The sequence below is a fragment of the Staphylococcus shinii genome (assembly GCF_017583065.1).
In the GTDB taxonomy this organism is placed as follows: domain Bacteria; phylum Bacillota; class Bacilli; order Staphylococcales; family Staphylococcaceae; genus Staphylococcus; species Staphylococcus shinii.
Genome location: NZ_JAGEVL010000007.1, coordinates 259,512 through 277,930, shown reverse-complemented (window position 1 = coordinate 277,930; position 18,419 = coordinate 259,512). Strand labels below are relative to the sequence as shown.

Here is an 18,419-nt window from a genome sequence, read left to right as displayed (position 1 = left end):
AAATGTTTGAAGCTATCATCTACAATATTTCTGTTACAGTAGCAGGTATCTATTTATTTCACCGCTTACAGTATTCAGAGAATAAAAATATGGTGTTTTCTAAAGAATATGTTACTGTTTTAATGACTATAGTAGCACTTTTACTATCCGCTTACCCTGTACCATTATTTAATCAATACACACTTTACTTAACCTTCATACCTATACTATTCTTAGGTAGATATACGAATATGTTTTATACTGTGCTTTCGGCGTTAATCGTAGGTTTAGTAAACGTTCTAATTGGTGATTATACTATCATTGCTGCTATGATACTCATTGTTATTGCTATAATTGTTGGGGCTGTTGGGCCATTTTTAAAACAAAACGATATTATTTCACTACAAATTCTTAATGTGATTACACTTGTTATTTTCCTTATTTTATCACTCATAAGTCCATATTACGAAATTACAGAAGTATTATTCTTAATACCTATATCATTTATATTAATGATTACTTCATCAATCACATTTGTCGATATTTGGTATTTTTTCTCTTTAGTAAATCGTTACGAAAATGAAGATAAATTTGACTATTTAACAGGTTTAGGTAACGTTAAAGAATTCGACAGACACCTAAATGAAACGACGAGCATCGCTGAAAAAAACAACCAAAGTATTGGGTTGTTGCTCATTGATATTGACGGCTTTAAAGATGTAAATGATAAATTTTCACATCAGTCTGGTGACGCAGTATTAAGGCAAGTTGCACAACTTCTTAAAAACTATGTTCCACAAGAATTTAGTATTTACCGTAACGGTGGCGAAGAATTCTCTATCGTTTTATACGATTATACTTTAGATCAATGTGTTAAATTGAGTGAGAGTATACGTGGTGGCGTAGAACAGTCAACTTTCCATTTACCTAATAAAGAGGTTATTAAATTATCTGTTTCAATAGGTGTTGGTTATTTAACTGCCGATGATTATAAGTCACAACGTAAAGTATTTAAAATAGCAGATGATATGTTGCATATGGCTAAAAATGAAGGACGTAATCAAGTAATGTTTAATCCTATCGTTAAACTTTAATAGTCTTTTTAACTATTCTCATTTTTATTATGACTATATAAGCGCTATTTATTTAACCATTGCTAAACAAAACTTGTGAGATGTTTTGCCTTAAACTACTTTCTTGTCGCATCACAATTTGATTTATATCGATATAAAGACAAACACTCAACATAAGGTGTTTGTCTTTTTTTGATATATCGAACCTCCTATCAAATCTCATTACTCATCAAACAAAATCAATTTTAAATACGAACAATCATTACGAATTCATTGGTCGCTTACTTCTCCTACTACAAACTTTAAGTTTTTTTATATTTAAAATTCATCAAACTATTATGACAAATAATGTTAATTTAACGCGATAGTTATTAATTTTATTATCTTTAGCTAAAGCTTTCATTTTCTATAAACTGTTATAGTTATACAATTAAATTTGTTACAATATATAGGGGTACATTAAAAAATGTTGACGGTGTATGAATTACTATTGAAAGTTTCAATTGTACACTGTAAACTTTCAATTGTTCTAAAAACTTTTCAGGAGGTGCAAAGCTATGTCAGATTCAATTACAATCATTGATGAAGATAAGGTTATTGATGTCGTTCTTATTGCAGGAAGAATTTTACTTGAAAGCGGCGCTGAAACTTACCGCGTTGAAGACACAATGACGCGTATAGCTGCAAGTTTTGGTTTAGATGATACATATAGCTTTGTGACATCTACTGCAATCATTTTTTCATTAAATAATCGTACTAATACACGACTTATCAGAATCCGTGAACGTACAACAGACTTAGAAAAAATTGCTTTGACTAACAGTCTCTCACGAAAAATTTCTAATAATGAACTTAATATAGATCAAGCAAAATCTGAACTGGTACATTTGCACCATGCTTCTTTACAATATTCATCCATAACAAATTTCTTGGCAGCTCCTATTGCATGTGGTTTTTTCCTATTCATGTTTGGTGGTATCATCCAAGACTTTATTTTCGCTATTATCGCTGGCGCTGGCGCTTTTTTAACGTTCAATTATGTGCAACGTTATATACAAATAAAATTCTTTTCTGAGTTTATTAGTGCAGCAGTCGTTATTATGATAGCCTCTACTTTCACAAAAATGGGTTGGTCACATAACCAAGATATTATAACCATTGCCGGCGTTATGCCACTTGTACCTGGTATTTTGATTACTAACGCTATACGTGACTTGATGGCTGGCGAATTACTTGCAGGTATGTCACGCGGTGTTGAAGCGGCGTTAACTTCATTTGCGATTGGCGCTGGTGTTGCCATTGTATTACTAATATTTTAAAAAAGGAGTGCTTATATGGCCATTGTATATTATTTTTCACAATTTATAATTAGCTTTCTTGCAACAATGCTATTTTCAATTCTGTTCAATGCACCAAGACGCCTCCTTTTAGCATGTGGTTTTGTAGGCGCAATGGGATGGATTATCTATAAGTTAACGTTTGACGCTGATTTAGGTAAAGTTCTAGCCTCTTTTTTAGGTAGTTTTATCCTAGCTATAATGAGCCACGTGATGAGTAGACGTTACAAACGACCTGTAATTATTTTTATTGTCCCTGGCATTATTCCACTTGTACCAGGTGGTTTAGCATATGAAGCGACACGTTTTTTAGTAAGTAATGAATACACCCATGCCGTTAATACATTTTTAGAAGTGACTCTAATTTCTGGAGCGATTGCTTTTGGTATTTTATGTGCGGAGATTATTTATTACATCTATACACGCATAAAACAACATTATGGTAAAATGAATGGTAAAACTTATAAAAAATCTTACAACATGAACAATAGAGCTTAAAGGGGTGTTTTTATGAAACAAGACATAATTGAAAGACTAACAAGATACGTAACTATCGACACGCAATCTGATCCAGAATCTAATACAACGCCATCTACAGAGAAACAGTGGAATTTATTAAATTTATTAAACGATGAATTGACTGACTTTGGATTAGAAACCGATATCGATGAAAAAGGGTACTTATTTGCAACATTAGAAAGCAATATAGATGCTGATTTACCAACTGTTGGATTTTTGGCTCACGTCGATACTTCACCAGACTTTAATGCTACGAATGTCAATCCACAAATCATTGAAGCTTATGATGGCAAACCAATTCAACTTGGAGATACAAGCCGTGTTTTAAGCCAAGATGTTTTTCCAAATATGAAAAATGTTGAAGGTCATACACTTATGGTTACAGATGGAACGTCATTATTAGGTGCTGATGATAAAGCGGGCGTCGTTGAAATTATGGAAGCTTTAAAATACTTAACTTCACATCCTGAAATCAAACATGGCCGTATTCGCGTTGCATTTACACCAGATGAAGAAATTGGCAGAGGTCCTCATGAATTTGATGTTGAACGCTTTAATTCTGATTTTGCGTATACGATGGATGGTAGTGAATATGGAGAATTGCAATATGAAAGTTTTAATGCTGCTGAAGCAATCGTAACTTGTCATGGTGTCAACGTGCATCCAGGCTCAGCAAAAGATGCGATGATTAATGCTGTATTATTAGGCCAACAATTTAATTCATTACTTCCACCAAACGAAGTTCCTGAAAGAACTGAAGGTTATGAAGGTTTTTATCATTTGATGAAAATAAACGGCGATGTTGAAAAAACAACACTTCATTATATTATTCGTGATCACGACAGTCATCAATTTGACCTACGTAAGAAACGTTTAATTGAAATAAAAAATGATATCAACACGCATTTCGAAGACAATCCTATTGAAATCGAAATCAATGATCAATATTATAATATGGGCGAAAAAATCTCCGCTAATCCACACGTTATTGATATACCAAAACGTGTTTTTGCCAAATTAGATATTCCAGCCAACACTGCACCAATCCGTGGAGGCACGGACGGTTCGCAGCTTTCTTATATGGGACTACCTACACCAAATATCTTTACTGGTTGTGATAATTTTCACGGTCCTTTCGAATACGCATCTATTGATGTGATGGAAAAAGCTATTGAAGTCATTGTGGGTATCACCGAAGAAGTCGTACAAACATATCAAAAATAATTGTATTTATATAAAATTAGGTTCCGAGACATATACAGATGTCCCGGAACCTTAATTTTTATGATGCTATTTTACTAAAATAATACAGATATTACGAATAAGGCTATTAAAAACTATTTATCATATTAGTAACTTGAGCTACATTCCAAAAAGATAAATTTAAATGCATTTTAACAACTTAATTTATTTGTTTTCATCAAATTGCGTTTTCAATAGTTTAATCGCTTGAACTGTATAATGTCTGATTTGAATTCCCATTTTAAAATCAGTAAAACTCTCTGGCATTTCAATAAAGGTATTAAACATTGCTGTAACACCTATAGATTCAAATAAATCAAACTTATCATCAGTGGCACAAATTGCTATTGATGGTTTATTATATTTTGTAGCTAATTCTGCTAGGCGGACCGTTGTCGTTTCAAGTATTTGGTCAGCTTCATTTATACCTTCACCAAAAATGATCAAATCTGCTTGCGCTATTAGGGCGTCTAAGTGTGTAATTTGATCTACGAGTTCATGACTAGTCATGATTTCTGCATTATAGAGTGCATTTAATACTGCAGCGATGCCACCGCCTGCTCCCCCTCTTTGCACTGGACCCAACACAAGTTTTAGTTCACTTTTGAACATTTCACTTAAATACCAAATCAAATTATCAATTTCGGCAGCGTTTTCACGTGTTATGCCATAAGTTTCGTATGTTTGCATAATTTCACTATTTTTTCCGTAAATTTTACTATCAAAATCTGACATTAATTGAAAACGTACGTTGTTTAATTTTGGCTCCAGCCCAGAAATATCAATTTTGCGAATATATTTCAATTTATAACTACCTTGTCGTAAATCAATTTCTTGTGCTTCGTCATCATAAAACTTAGCACCAAGTGCTTGTAACATACCCGCGCCACCATCAAAACTACCCATGCCACCTAGTGAAATAACAATATGAGTCGCATCATTCTCTAGAGCATCTGCTATAACTTCTCCTAAACCATAGCTTGTACGTTCGTTGATTGGCTTTTGACCTTTTAAAAATAGATTACCTTCAATCACAGTCATACCACTATCTGTGATACCATACACCGCTTCTACTTCCTGCATATCAGCATCATGTGTTGTCATTCTGTATTTTGTACCAGACTGCCAAAGAAAAACAGAATCCATTAGTTCATGACGACCGTTAAATAAAGGTACTTGTACTATGTCTGCTTTTTCAATTTGGCTAGCAACTGCTTCTTCAACATAACGATTCGCTTGATAGCTAGAAATAATCCCATTAAATTCATCCATCGCAACTAAAACTTTCATTTTGTCACCTCTAGTATTTTTATTAAAATGATATTTGATTGATAAAAATAAAAATTAGAAACACGATTACTTTCCAATTTTATATACATATGAACATATATGAATACCACATCATTCAGTCATATATGTATAAATGATAAAATAGTAGTCTACATTTCTTATTCAATTATTTATTATACATGCCAGAAGAAAAATTTTCACATTATAAGAAACGCTTGTTAAACACCTACCTCATTGATAAGCGCTTAACAAGCGTTTAAAACTTTATTTTATTGTAGTTTATTCTTCAGCGCTAGCTAATGTTGAAACATTAATGTCTTCGTGACTCGCATTCCAAATTGCTTGTCCCTTAACAAAATAAAAAGCTTGTGGTGATTCATGTTTCACATTTGTTTTTTCTTCTATATAATCAGATAATTCGCGTTCTTGTTGTACAATTAAATAAAAACCATCCATATCTCTTTCATATAAAAATTTGTTGAATTGGTCAATTGCATTTGCTGAAATCGGGCATGTTTCACTATGTTTCAGTACAAATACATATTTATTTTCATTAATAATTTGCTCAAACTGGTCAATCGAACTCAGCTTTATAGCCATTCTATTCACCTCTAAAAATATTTAACACACGATGATGTTTCAAAAAGTGTGAAATTTACACGATATACTCATATCATTGTTTCCAATTATACACAACTCTCTTTTTATTGTTAACTGTTTATTTAAAATTTTATAACTTTGCTAAAAAACCTTTTTAATTAAAGCCTTCTTTTACATTATTATATTCTTTGTTAAAATCAGCGTCAAACTTCTCTAAATCTTCACCTTTCTTCGGTAAATCTTTAGCGTTGATTTTTTCTAATTGTTCGCTAATATCTATAGTTTCTTTACGAGTTTCATAATAATTTTGTAAGCTGTAATACATTTCTATGGCATTTTTACGTGCATCGTTGACATAATTGTTTGTAATTGCTGTTTTATTCAAATCTTTAATTTGCTTATCAATCAAAGGCATAATTTGTGTTTCTATAGACTGCCTCACTTTTGTAGAATCTGTTGAATCCGCTTCTTTTTCGGCTGTGTTTCTCAACTCTTTATTATTTTGTTCTAATTTACGCTTAAAGTTATTTACGTCAGTTGTCGAACCTGCGTCACTTGCTTTTTGAATATGTGCTTCAACTTGAGATCTATTTTTTTCAAATAACTTAGTATAATCTAAAATATCCTCATTTGCCTTAACTGCCTGATTGCATAAATCTGTGAAGTTTTTTAAATTATTAATAGCAGCTTTTTTCTCTTTCACCGATTTCAAATATGTTGATTTTAATTTTTTTGTTTCTTCAGAATCAGCAGGTAATTTTTTCGCAGCCGTTTCATAATTATCAAGCTTAGGAATCAATTTACTATTCACTTTATTTTGTAATTCGTTAAATTCTTTTTTGTTATTGTCTGTCATATCTGTCTTGCTCAAATCATCTAAACGCTTTAAATGAATATCATCTATGACCTTTTTCAGTTCTGTTTCTTTGGATTTCACATCATTAAGCGTGCTATCAAAATCTTTAAATTCGGTCGATCCTTCATTGCCACATGCGCTTAGTGTAATTGAGAAGCAAAACAATAAAACAATGCAAATTATTTTTTTCATTTCTGCACTCCTTATCATTCAGTATTATACAGAAACTTATTTAACTTGAAAATGATATATGATATATTGTTTCAGAATTTATAGTTTAACAGTTCTATCATAACATTGAAAGGCGTGGACAACCTACATGTATTCTCATATTCAACCATTAATAACAAAAGATTCTAACAACATTTATCAACAACGATACCAAGACCTAAGCGATACGCTTTTCAACTTACTTGATACACCTGTTAAATCAACACATCATATCGGTGGGACTTCGCACTTTAATTATCCTACAGAGCCTATTTTAGATATATTAGTAGGCGTAAATAATTTACACGATATTACATCCTTAGATGAAAAACGTTTAAATTATAAAGGATTCTATCGCTTACACCACCCATACAAGAAAAAAGTAGTTATGGCGCAATTTAGTAACTTAATAGAATTAAAACAAATTACTCGTTTACATATTATTCAAAAAGACTCAAAACTGTATAATGATTATTTGCAAACAAACCTTTTACTTAGTGAAAATCGTATATTATCCTCAACATTTGGTAAATCAAAACAATCTGTAGCAATTACTGCATCAAATATTCGTGACTACGAAAACCAAAAGCATCAGCTGTTTTGCGAACTCATAAAACGTTTAAGTGACGGTGCGAAAAATACTGATATATAATTAAAAGTGTTAAAAATGAAATGACATAATATGGAAATGAATGGAATAAATATTTATAATGTACACTTTTAATTCAAGGCATTTTCACTAAATTCCCATTTTTGAGACTAACCTATTAATGAACCAATTAAAATTCAAAAAAATCATAAATAATATCCTAAGATTTTAGCCAAGCACACGAATCATTGGTATAATAAATAAATGAATTCAACAAGAAAGGATGTTCTATAGTTGCATAAAGATAACATCTTAAAGGAATTAAAAGCGATTGTACCATCAGAAATTATTAAAATTGATGAACCCTTAAAAAAGTATACATACACGCAGACTGGTGGTAAGGCTGATTATTACCTTTCCCCTACCAAAAATGAACATGTTCAAGCTATTGTTCACTATGCTTATACTAAAGATATTCCCGTTACCTATTTAGGAAATGGATCTAATATTATTATTCGCGAAGGTGGTATTCGCGGTATTGTTATCAGCTTGCTTTCACTTGATTATATCGATGTATCAGATGACGCAATTATTTCTGGTAGTGGTGCAGCAATCATAGATGTTTCACGTACTGCAAGAGACCATGCTTTAACAGGTCTTGAATTTGCATGTGGTATACCTGGATCTATTGGTGGTGCTGTATTTATGAATGCAGGTGCTTATGGTGGAGAAGTAAAAGATTGTATTGATTATGCACTCTGTGTAAATGAAAAAGGCGAGTTAATTACATTAACGAATAAAGAATTAGAATTAGATTATCGTAATAGTATTGTACAACAAAAACACTTAGTGGTTTTAGAAGCAGCATTTACACTTGCGCCTGGCAACCTAGACGAGATACAAGCGACTATGGATGACTTAACTGAAAGACGAGAAACCAAACAACCACTAGAATATCCATCATGTGGCAGTGTTTTCCAGCGTCCTCCAGGCCACTTTGCAGGTAAATTAATTCAAGATTCTGAATTACAAGGTCACCGTATTGGTGGCGTTGAAGTGTCTAAAAAGCATGCTGGCTTTATGGTGAATGTTGATAAAGGTACAGCCACTGACTATGAAGATTTAATTCACTACGTTCAAGAAGTCGTAAAAGAAAAATTTGACGTTGATCTCCATCCCGAAGTAAGAATCATTGGAGACCATCCTGTTGATTAATAGGAGCAAAGACTATGATTAATGTATACGGTTCTACAGTAGATAATGAGTCTCGGTGTATACACTATCAAACACCATTAGACATTATTGCAATTAAATTTAAATGTTGTGATAAATATTATCCTTGCTATAAATGTCATAATGAACATGAAAACCATAGCATACAGCGATGGAATTCAGACGAATTTAATGAAAAAGCAATTTTATGTGGCGTTTGCCATCATGAAATGACTATCAATGACTATATGATGATTGAAGCTTGTCCCGAGTGTGATGCGCATTTCAACAATCGTTGTAAATATCACTATCATTTATATTTTTCAGTTTAATTAGCCATTTTAAAAAATACGTGTTACATCTTCTGTTTAATAAATAAGATGTAACACGTATTTTTTTACAGTTTCTTTGATTTCAAAATTTTGATAATTACACTTTGCTTATAATACTTTCCTGTGATTTTGGATAAAATAAACAACACCCCCACAAAAATTGAAGGTTTTGTTTATTTTAAGTATTAGTATTTATGTACCAAACTATTTCATTTGTTGTAACTTCAATTATTAAATTCACAATTTCACACTTCGATTGATTGTCAATTTTTCAGTTAGTCAATTAATGATCTATTTTATCACTAACAAATTGAATGAAAGTCTCTACGTCACCTTTTTGAATATCCTTCATAGGCATTGGTCCAATATTAAATTTAAAATTGATTTTTTCACCATCGTAGTTAATCGATTCTATTTCATTATATGCTATGCTTCTATAATAAAATTCACCGTTCATATCCACATTCAAGATAATTCTTTCACTCGTGGCTATAAAAGCTCCTTCAAATTCCGAAGAACCTTGTACAGAATATTCTATAGTTCCCAAGACACTAGGTCCCTTTTTCTCAGTTGGATACAAATCATTTGGATTAATATTATCTAGTATCATGTATTTCAATCCTCCTACATTCGTTGTTTTGATTTTTACAAGTTGATGTTAGAGGCTTATTTTCTAAAAATCATCTTGTATTCATTCCATTATTATAACATTACTACCTTAAAGTTTAATAATATCTTGATTTATTTAAAACCAAGATATAACACGGCTTCAATTATCATTTTAATATATTATAAATGCGATTTAACTCAACGATTCTACTATTTTTTAATAATTCATTAACTTAACTTGGAGCATTAAAAAGAGAGCCTGGTATAAGCCAGACTCTCAATTCAGACGTTCCCCCACAGATAACGTCATTTAAACTTATTTTTCTAAAGCTTTCTCAACTTCTTCAATTTGTTTAATTGCTGTTGTTGTTGATCCACTTGCAAAGTACCAAAGTTTAGGATCAAGCTCATATACTTTGTCATCTTTAATTGCATCTACATCTTTGATTACATCGTTACCTAATGCGTTTTTAGCTGTTGATTTACCACTAATTGCTTGTCCACGGTCCATTGCAAAGATAATACTTGGGTTTTTCTCTGCTACATATTCATTTGTTACATTTTGACCGTGTTTACTATTTTTAATATTTTCATCAGCTGGTGTGAAGCCCATTGTATCAAATATCATCGAACCGAAACGTTCACCTGCTCCAAATGTTGATAATTCACCTTCATTTACTAATAAGAATAACGCTTTTTTATCTTTTAAATCTTTTGTTTTATCTTTGATGCCTGCAATTTTATCATCTAATTTTTTAGTTAGTGATTTTGCTTTGTCTTCTTTATCATAAATTTTACCTAAATTTTCAGTGTTCTTTTTCAATGAATTCACTTCATCTTTATCATCAACGCCAACGTAAACTACTTTTGCATCTGGCGCAGCTTTTTTGAATTCATCTAGATTTTTTTGATTCGCTGTACGTCCTGAAATATAAATAACTTCTGGTTTAGCTTCAGCAACTTTATCGAAATTAACTTCTTTTAGACTTCCAGTATTTAAATATTTTTCATCTTTGAAATCACTTAAGAAATCTGGTAATGATTTATTACCTTCACCTTTAGGAAGTGCTTTTACTTTATCTTCAAGTCCTAATTCTTTCATTGTATCTAATGTACCATAATCAAAAACAACTGCATTTTTTGGATTTTTAGGAACTTCTACAGTTTCCTTGACTGCTTTAGCATCACTGCCATCACGTTTCTCTCCACTTGCTTGATAGTTATTTTCAATTTTTACAGTTTTATCTGAACTTTCGCCTTTTGAATCAGCTTCTGAATTTTTTTTATCGTCTGATCCACCATTACTACATGCTACTAATAAAAACATTAACCCTACTACTAATAATAATCCTAATTTTTTCATGTGCTTAACTCCTCCTGGATTTCTAAATGATGTATTCCTTTTTATGTCCCTAAAAGTTAACAACGTTACAGTTGCATCACTCCCCTCAAAGTTATCATTAATTTATTACATGGAATGTGCCAATACTAAATCTTCATGAGCTGTTAACTCATCGTAATAAACACATATGCGTTGACCGCGAATTTCTTCAATTCTGACATCCATGTCATATAATGTTTTTAGTACATTTGTTTGTATAACGTCATTTTTCGTACTTGCTTTTACAAGTTGGCCATCTTTTAAAGCGATGATGTCATCAGAATAACAAGAAGCAAAGTTAATATCGTGAATCACCACAACTATCGTTTTGTTCAAATCTTTTGCGAGCCTACGTAATGTTTGCATAATTTGAACCGAATGCTTCATATCAAGATTATTCAATGGCTCATCCAATAATATGTATTCTGTATCTTGAGCTATAGTCATAGCTACATAAGCTCGTTGACGCTGTCCACCAGAGAGTGTTTTTAAATAACGGTCTCTAATTTCATTTAAATGTAATAAATCTAATGCATATTCAACTTGATCTCTATCTTCTCTTTTCAATCGGCCTTTCGAATGTGGAAAGCGTCCAAATTGCACTAGTTCTTCAACAGTAATATTTAATTCTGTGTGATTAGATTGTTTTAAAATTGCTAATTTTTTTGCTAAATCATTACTTTTATAATCAGTAATTAATTTTCCTTCTATTTCAATCGTACCTTCTTCAAAATCAATCAATCTTGTTATAGCTGAAAGGAGTGTACTCTTCCCTGCACCATTTGGGCCTATCATCGTCGTCAATTTCCCTTTGTTGATTTCAACATTTATATTTTGCAAAATCGCTTTGTCTTGTATCGTCTTATTAAGACCTTGAACTTTGATCAATGCGCATGTCTCCTTTTAATTAATAGATAAATGAAGTAACTTCCTCCAACTAAATCAATAATGATGCTGACTTGTGTAGTTGCTTCAAAGAAATTTTCTACTACTCCTTGTGCGATGATTAAACTTAACCAACTAATACAAATCGTTGCTGGCAAAATATACTTATGTTTATATGTTTTCATTAGTTCATGTGCTAAATTGACTGTTAGTAATCCTAGGAATGTAATAGGACCAACTAAAGCCGTTGAAATAGATACCAACACTGATACTAAAATTAATAATAAGCGCGTTAAAGTTTTATATGGTATACCCAAGTTGATTGCTTGGTCTCGACCTAATAACAGTACATCTAAATACGGGATTGCATAAACCGTAATTAGAATAAGAATGACAAGTATAATACCACATAGCGTTACGAGCTTACTGTTAGAAGCGTCAAAATTTGCAAACATCGCACTTTGAACAGCTAAGAAATCTTCTGGATTTATAATTAGTTCTAAAAATCCTGTAATACTTCTAAAGAAAGTTCCTAAGATAATACCAACTAGTAAAATGAAATATACTGATACATCGCCAATTCTAAAAATACCTTGGAATAATAATAAAGAAAAACCAATCATAACTATTAAAGAAATTAAAAAACTTAAATATAAATTTGTAACAAAGGCTGATTGTACACCGAATACAAATACAATAAGAACTTTTACAAACATATAAATTGAATCTAATCCCATAATAGAAGGCGTTAATAATCTATTGGTCGTAATTGCTTGGAAAATAACTACAGAGGCCGCTATCGCACCGCCCACCAAGACCATAAGTATGAGCTTTCTCAAACGACTAGTAAATTGATATTGAAATATTTCAAAATCAATACCTATTACAAGGTAAATGGCTGCTACTATGACTGTACATGCAATTAAGACGTACATTTTTGTTTTAGCGCTAATTTGCATAGTTATGTCTTCCTTTCATTAGCAAAATTAAGAAAATAATAGTGCCAAAGACACCAATTGTTAAACCTATATTAATCTCATACGGGTAAACAATCAGTCTGCCGACAATGTCTGAAAACATAACAAATATAGCACCTAACATCGCAGTATGTGGCAAAGCATTTTTCAAATGATCTCCTCTAAAAATTGAAACAATATTTGGAACAATGAGCCCTAAGAAAGGTAATGTTCCAACAGTCACAACAACTAGCGCTGTAATCGTAGCTGTGATAAATAATCCAATGTTAATAATTCTTTCATAGTTGACACCTAAATTATTACTGAAGTCTTTCCCCATCCCTGCGATTGTAAAATGATTCGCAAAAATATATGTAAATATTAGTAACGGAATGCTTAAGTATAAAATTTCATATCTACCACTCGTAATAATGGCAAAATTACCATTTAACCAGTTACCGATACTTTGAACTGTATTCGTCCTAAGCGCTATAAAAGTTGCAAAACTCGAAACAATACCACCGAGCATGATTCCTAAGAGTGGAATAAAAATAACATCGGTAAAGCGAATATATTGAACTAATTTTACAAATAAAAAAGTGCCCGCAATGCTCAAGACTACTGCAAAAACTAATTTAATCATGATATTTTCTTGAGGGAAAAATATCATAGATATTAAGATACCTAGTTTCGCCCATTCCATAGTTCCTGCTGTAGTTGGACTCACAAATTTATTTTGCATCATTTGTTGCATAATCAACCCAGCAAGCGCTAGTGTACTACCTGATATTAATATACTGACAGTTCTTGGAATTCTACTTGAGACAATAATGTTTATTTGCTCTTTGGAAAGTGTGAAAATGTCAGTAATAGAAACCTTACTCACACCTATAAAAAGAGAAAGGATAGTAAGTAATGATAAAATGATAGCTAAAACTATACCATTTAAAAAGAATTTCATAATGATGTACCTCTAATCCTTTCATAATTCTGAATTATTCATGATGTTAACCAATGGTTATGATAATCATTATCAGTGGTTATAATAAAATTCTACCATTTTTAAACGTAAATTCAATAGCAATCAGTGATTTAAATAAAAGTATTTAATTGTAAACTATATACAAAAAATATTTAATTTACTGTTGATGAGTTAGTTGAATTTTTATGCTTTACTTGTTTAACTATTTATTTGAATAGCTTTTTCATTGATTTCTTACTGAAATATTTAATGGACTATACCAATCTAACTACTAATTCCATATAAAATAAGCCTTCTAAAAGTTTAACTTTTAGAAGGCTTATTGGTTATATAATTGACATTAGCACTCTAGGCCAGTCTTATATTCATAATTTATTTTAGTCTTCGAAAACAAAGTCTTCATCTTTTAACGCTTCAACGTTTAAAGCTAATGTGTAGCCATCACCTTTTACAGAGAAGAAGTCATGGTTTTTAGTAGTAGTGTCTAAAGCATTTTCAATGATTGGATTAAACTCACGTTCTTCGAAATATGGATCGAATCCTAAGTTAGACAATGCTTTATTTCCATTATATCTAACATAGTTAAGTACATCTTCAGTTAAACCAATATCGTCATAAAGTGAATGCGTATAAGCAACTTCATTTCTGTATAAATCTTCTAATAATTTATACATTTCTTGATCTGCTTGTTGCTTTTCACTTTCAGAAAGTTCGTTACGTAAACTTTGTGCATCCATACCTGTAAATACACCATGAATAGATTCGTCCAATAATATTTTACGGATGATTTCTCCAGATGTAGTCATTTTACCTTGTCCCGCAAGATATAATGGGTAATAGAAACCAGAATAGAATAAAAACGTTTCTAAGAATACGCTTGATACGCGTGCCATATATTGATCATAAATTGAAGCTTCTTTACCCCATAATTTATGATAATTATTAATAATTTTATCAGATTTATATTTTAAATGTGGTTCTTCAATGACCCATTTATCTAATAAATAGTTTGTTTCACTAGAAGGTAGTAATGTAGTGAAGATATGCGAATAACTTTTAGCGTGAATTTGCTCCATCATCGCCATAAATGAATATACAGCTTTTTTACGTAAATCTGTCGTATGTAACATAATAAGCGGCATACCATCGTCTGCTTGATGGGTATCTAAACCAGTTAATCCTGCTAAAGCTTTTTTAAATGCTTCTTTTTCAGGTTCAGATAACGTTTTCCAACTTGCAATATCTTTAGATACTTTAAATTCTGTTTCTACCCACATTTGCGAAATATTTTGTCGCCAAAACATGTTAGTCATGTCTTCTTGTGTATTCCAATTGACTGCTTTCATTTAGATAATGTCCCCTATCTAGTAAATATTTAATTAAAGCAGTGATTTACAGCCTAATCTAACTCCTAGACTAGACTGGTTTATATAATCACTTAACTTGACTCTTATTGCTATTTTATATTGAACAACTTGTACACTCTTCAACGCTTAATAATTTATTTCTAGTGTAATATAAAGATTTTAATCCTTTGTGATGTGCATACACATAAAGTCTAGATAGTTCACGTGTAGAAATTTCAGAATTCACATATAAAATTGTAGAAATACCTTGATCCACGTGAGTTTGAATAGTTGAGATTAAATCTATTAATTTCATTTGGTCTGTATTAAAGGCAGATTTATAGTACCACATTGTCTCTGGTGATAAGAATGGCATTGGATAAAATGTTTCTGCGTTACCATAAGTACGACGTTCAATTTGGTCAACGATTGGCATAACTGAACTAGTTGCATTTTGTACATAAGAGATACTTTGCGTAGGTGCAATCGCTAAACGGTATGCATGGAATAAACCGTGTGTTTCAACTTCTTTTTGTAACACTTTCCAATCTTCAGCTGTCGGAACATCAAAACCTTCAAACAATTTACGAACTTTTTCATATTTTGCTTCAAAAGTTTGAGTTGTATAGAACTCAAAATACTTACCGTTTGCGTAATCAGATTTCTCGAAGTCTTTATATACTTCTTGTCTTTCTTTAGCAATTTCCATTGAACGTTCAATAGAATAATAGTTCATCATCATAAAGAAGATGTTAGCGAAATCTTTCGCCTCTTCAGATTCATAACCAATTTTATTTTTAGCTAAGTAGCCATGTAAATTCATTACGCCTAATCCTACTGAATGTAATTCTCTGTTAGCTTTTCTAACGCCAGGTGCATTTTGAATATCTGCTTCATCACTAACAACCGTTAACGCATCCATGCCAGTATGCACTGAGTCTTTAAATTTACCAGATTCCATCACGTTTACGATATTCAATGAGCCTAAGTTACATGAGATGTCACGTTTAATTTCATCTTCTGTACCATAATCATTGATAATAGAAGTCTCTTGTAATTGGAAAATTTCAGTACATAAATTACTCATTTTAATTTGTCCAATATCAGAGTTAGCATGCACTTTATTTGCATTATCTTTAAACATTAAATATGGATAACCTGATTGTAATTGTGTTTGTGCAATCGTATTTAACATTTCACGTGCATCTTTTTTCTTTTTATCAACATTTGGGTTTGCAACTAGCTCATCATAATATTCATCTAAATTAATATCATCTAAAGTGACACCGTATTCTTTATAAATTGTATGCGGCGCAAACATATGGAAATCTTTGCCTTCTTTTGCAAGATCAAAAAACTTAGACGGTACGATTAATCCTGTTGAAATCGTAGACAAACGTAAATCTTCGTCAGCATTTACTTTTTTAGTATCTAAAAACTCTTCAACATCGTAGTGGAAGATATTTAAATAAACCGCACCTGCCCCAGGACGTTGTCCAAGTTGGTCTGCATAACTAAAACCGCCTTCAAGTGATTTCGCAACTGGAAGTACACCCTTAGCAACACCTTTGATGCCTTTAATCGCTTCACCACGTGCGCGCAATTTAGATAAATTAATAGCAACACCGCCGCCAATTTTACTTAATTGTTTTGCCGTTGAATCAATAAAATTAATTGAATTTAAACTATCATCTGTTTCAAGCAAGAAACAAGATACAAGTTCACCACGACGAGCACGACCAGCATTTAAGAATGTAGGCGTTGCCGGTTGGTAACGTTGTTCAACCATTGCTGAAATGAATTGTTTAGCTGTGGCTTTGTGTCCATTTGCTAGATATAATGCAACGATTGCTACGTGTTGCTTATAATCTTCTAAATATTGACTTTTATCGTTTGTTTTCAAAGCATAATCTTTGAAAAACTTACTTGCAGACATGTAACTCGCAAATTTAAACGGAATATTCTTAGCATAATCTGTTATTTCTATCAAATCTGCTTCTGAATATTTTGCAAATAAGTCAAAATAGAAATCATTATCAACGAGATAGTGAAGGCGTTCGATTTCAGTATCAAAATATATTGTTTTATCTTCTATTTCTTCTAAATATACTTCTAATGCTTCTTGATCCTTTTCTAAATTGAAAAAGCCATTATCTTTACGTTTAGTAACCTCGTTATTTAACTCAATATGATTGTATTTCTTCTCGTCCATAATCTTCATTGAAATGCCCCACCTTATCTTTAAATTCGCTAATATCATTTTGCGTTCCTTGTACTTCAAATTTCATTAATAAAGGAACTTGATATTTTTCTGAGATAGACCGTCCAGCTTTCGCAAAGTTTTGACCCCAATTGCGGTTTCCGCTAGCTGCAACGCCTTTTAATAAATTATTATTTACATCTAAAAATGACTGAACTGGTTGTGGTACTTCGCCAAATCCTATCGTTCCAGTGACCAATATGAATGGTTCTTCAATTTTCTCAGAACAATTACTTTGTGTAATTTCCATTACGTTTGTAAGCTCGGTTTTTTTGATGAATCTGCGCACATTACCGGAAAATGAAAAATAGACAACCTTCATTGGACCACCTTCTTTCTTTATTTAACTAATATTTTATTAATGAAAAATCGCAACTATAAAATTAAACTATTATAATTTATACTTAAGAAATAATAATTAGTATTAACCTTTGGAGTTAACCACTATATATAGAAAATACGTCATCTATATATTGGTATGTAAAAACTCATTAATTAAGTATTTATGCTTGATTTGTCATTATTAAACGCTCTCACTAGTGTTATTTTACTTAAAATTTGGTTTATTATAAATAAAGTGACCACGTATATAAAACACAATATATTGTGTTTCGTCCCGATCATCAATACTATATTATGTGTTTCATTATACATAATTCAGAACCTTATTTAAAGACCTTTGTTTTTGACAAATTCTTGAAGAACAGAGATAAATGGCACCAATTCAACATTAAACTGACGTTTTTGAGTGCAAAAAATTT

Annotated in this window: 18 protein-coding genes; 7 read left to right on the top strand and 11 right to left on the bottom strand. The window is 31.6% G+C overall.

The genetic code is table 11. The annotated features are described in order from the left end of the window. Positions 1-2 precede the first annotated feature (2 nt). The 4 genes from gdpS to pepT all read left to right on the top strand — a co-directional run bounded on the left by gdpS (position 3) and on the right by pepT (position 4,132). Positions 3-1,073, top strand: coding sequence for a GGDEF domain-containing protein GdpS (gdpS, locus tag J5E45_RS10985; protein WP_039069817.1), 1,071 nt, complete (start codon positions 3-5; stop codon positions 1,071-1,073). A 536-nt stretch (positions 1,074-1,609) separates the two neighbouring features. Continuing rightward, positions 1,610-2,371 carry a threonine/serine exporter family protein gene (locus tag J5E45_RS10980; protein WP_039069816.1) on the top strand — a complete coding sequence of 254 codons (762 nt, stop codon included), beginning with the start codon at positions 1,610-1,612 and terminating at the stop codon, positions 2,369-2,371. 15 nt (positions 2,372-2,386) lie between these two features. Next, complete coding sequence (locus J5E45_RS10975; RefSeq protein WP_101050365.1) at positions 2,387-2,887, top strand: threonine/serine exporter family protein; 501 nt, start codon at positions 2,387-2,389, stop codon at positions 2,885-2,887. Between the two features lie 12 nt (positions 2,888-2,899). Further along, positions 2,900-4,132, top strand: a complete 1,233-nt coding sequence (gene pepT / locus J5E45_RS10970) for a peptidase T (protein ID WP_069792703.1) — start codon at positions 2,900-2,902, stop codon at positions 4,130-4,132. Positions 4,133-4,315: 183 nt separating this feature from the next. Here pepT and J5E45_RS10960 read toward each other — a convergent pair whose 3' ends face one another. The 3 genes from J5E45_RS10960 to J5E45_RS10950 form a co-directional block, all read right to left on the bottom strand. Further along, complete coding sequence (locus tag J5E45_RS10960) at positions 4,316-5,440, bottom strand: glycerate kinase (protein ID WP_069792704.1); 1,125 nt, start codon at positions 5,438-5,440, stop codon at positions 4,316-4,318. A 279-nt stretch (positions 5,441-5,719) separates the two neighbouring features. Next, on the bottom strand, positions 5,720-6,040 hold the full coding sequence (gene ytxJ, locus J5E45_RS10955; RefSeq protein ID WP_039068748.1) for a bacillithiol system redox-active protein YtxJ: 321 nt from the start codon (positions 6,038-6,040) through the stop codon (positions 5,720-5,722). Positions 6,041-6,194: 154 nt separating this feature from the next. Continuing rightward, complete coding sequence (locus tag J5E45_RS10950) at positions 6,195-7,088, bottom strand: EMYY motif lipoprotein (protein ID WP_039068750.1); 894 nt, start codon at positions 7,086-7,088, stop codon at positions 6,195-6,197. A 127-nt stretch (positions 7,089-7,215) separates the two neighbouring features. Here J5E45_RS10950 and J5E45_RS10945 point away from each other — a divergent pair, with 127 nt between their 5' ends. From J5E45_RS10945 to J5E45_RS10935, 3 genes are all read left to right on the top strand, one after another. After that, entirely contained in the window at positions 7,216-7,758 is a 543-nt protein-coding gene (locus J5E45_RS10945) for a GrpB family protein (RefSeq protein ID WP_208182196.1), read from the top strand. 231 nt (positions 7,759-7,989) lie between these two features. Continuing rightward, positions 7,990-8,910: a UDP-N-acetylmuramate dehydrogenase gene (murB, locus tag J5E45_RS10940; RefSeq protein ID WP_039068752.1), complete on the top strand. Its 921-nt coding sequence runs from the start codon at positions 7,990-7,992 to the stop codon at positions 8,908-8,910. 14 nt (positions 8,911-8,924) lie between these two features. Next, positions 8,925-9,239, top strand: a complete 315-nt coding sequence (locus J5E45_RS10935) for a CHY zinc finger protein (RefSeq protein WP_039068753.1) — start codon at positions 8,925-8,927, stop codon at positions 9,237-9,239. Between the two features lie 283 nt (positions 9,240-9,522). Here the strand turns inward: J5E45_RS10935 and J5E45_RS10930 are convergent, their stop codons facing one another. The 8 genes from J5E45_RS10930 to nrdI form a co-directional block, all read right to left on the bottom strand. Then, complete coding sequence (locus J5E45_RS10930) at positions 9,523-9,849, bottom strand: PH domain-containing protein (protein ID WP_069792706.1); 327 nt, start codon at positions 9,847-9,849, stop codon at positions 9,523-9,525. A 315-nt stretch (positions 9,850-10,164) separates the two neighbouring features. Next, positions 10,165-11,211: a ferrated catecholamine ABC transporter substrate-binding lipoprotein SstD gene (locus tag J5E45_RS10925; protein ID WP_039068755.1), complete on the bottom strand. Its 1,047-nt coding sequence runs from the start codon at positions 11,209-11,211 to the stop codon at positions 10,165-10,167. Positions 11,212-11,316: 105 nt separating this feature from the next. Continuing rightward, complete coding sequence (locus tag J5E45_RS10920) at positions 11,317-12,117, bottom strand: iron ABC transporter ATP-binding protein (protein WP_039068756.1); 801 nt, start codon at positions 12,115-12,117, stop codon at positions 11,317-11,319. Next, positions 12,114-13,073, bottom strand: a complete 960-nt coding sequence (locus J5E45_RS10915) for an iron chelate uptake ABC transporter family permease subunit (protein ID WP_107548933.1) — start codon at positions 13,071-13,073, stop codon at positions 12,114-12,116. The genes J5E45_RS10920 and J5E45_RS10915 overlap by 4 nt, the downstream gene beginning before the upstream one ends. Then, positions 13,063-14,031, bottom strand: coding sequence for an ABC transporter permease (locus J5E45_RS10910; RefSeq protein ID WP_039068758.1), 969 nt, complete (start codon positions 14,029-14,031; stop codon positions 13,063-13,065). Before J5E45_RS10910 ends, J5E45_RS10915 begins: the two co-directional genes overlap by 11 nt. A gap of 398 nt (positions 14,032-14,429) precedes the next feature. Beyond that, complete coding sequence (gene nrdF / locus J5E45_RS10905; protein WP_039068759.1) at positions 14,430-15,398, bottom strand: class 1b ribonucleoside-diphosphate reductase subunit beta; 969 nt, start codon at positions 15,396-15,398, stop codon at positions 14,430-14,432. A 115-nt stretch (positions 15,399-15,513) separates the two neighbouring features. Further along, entirely contained in the window at positions 15,514-17,619 is a 2,106-nt protein-coding gene (gene nrdE / locus J5E45_RS10900) for a class 1b ribonucleoside-diphosphate reductase subunit alpha (protein ID WP_039068760.1), read from the bottom strand. Further along, a complete protein-coding gene (nrdI, locus tag J5E45_RS10895; protein WP_039068761.1) occupies positions 17,582-17,980 on the bottom strand; it encodes a class Ib ribonucleoside-diphosphate reductase assembly flavoprotein NrdI in 399 nt (132 codons plus the stop codon). The genes nrdE and nrdI overlap by 38 nt, the downstream gene beginning before the upstream one ends. Between the last annotated feature and the right edge of the window lie 439 nt (positions 17,981-18,419).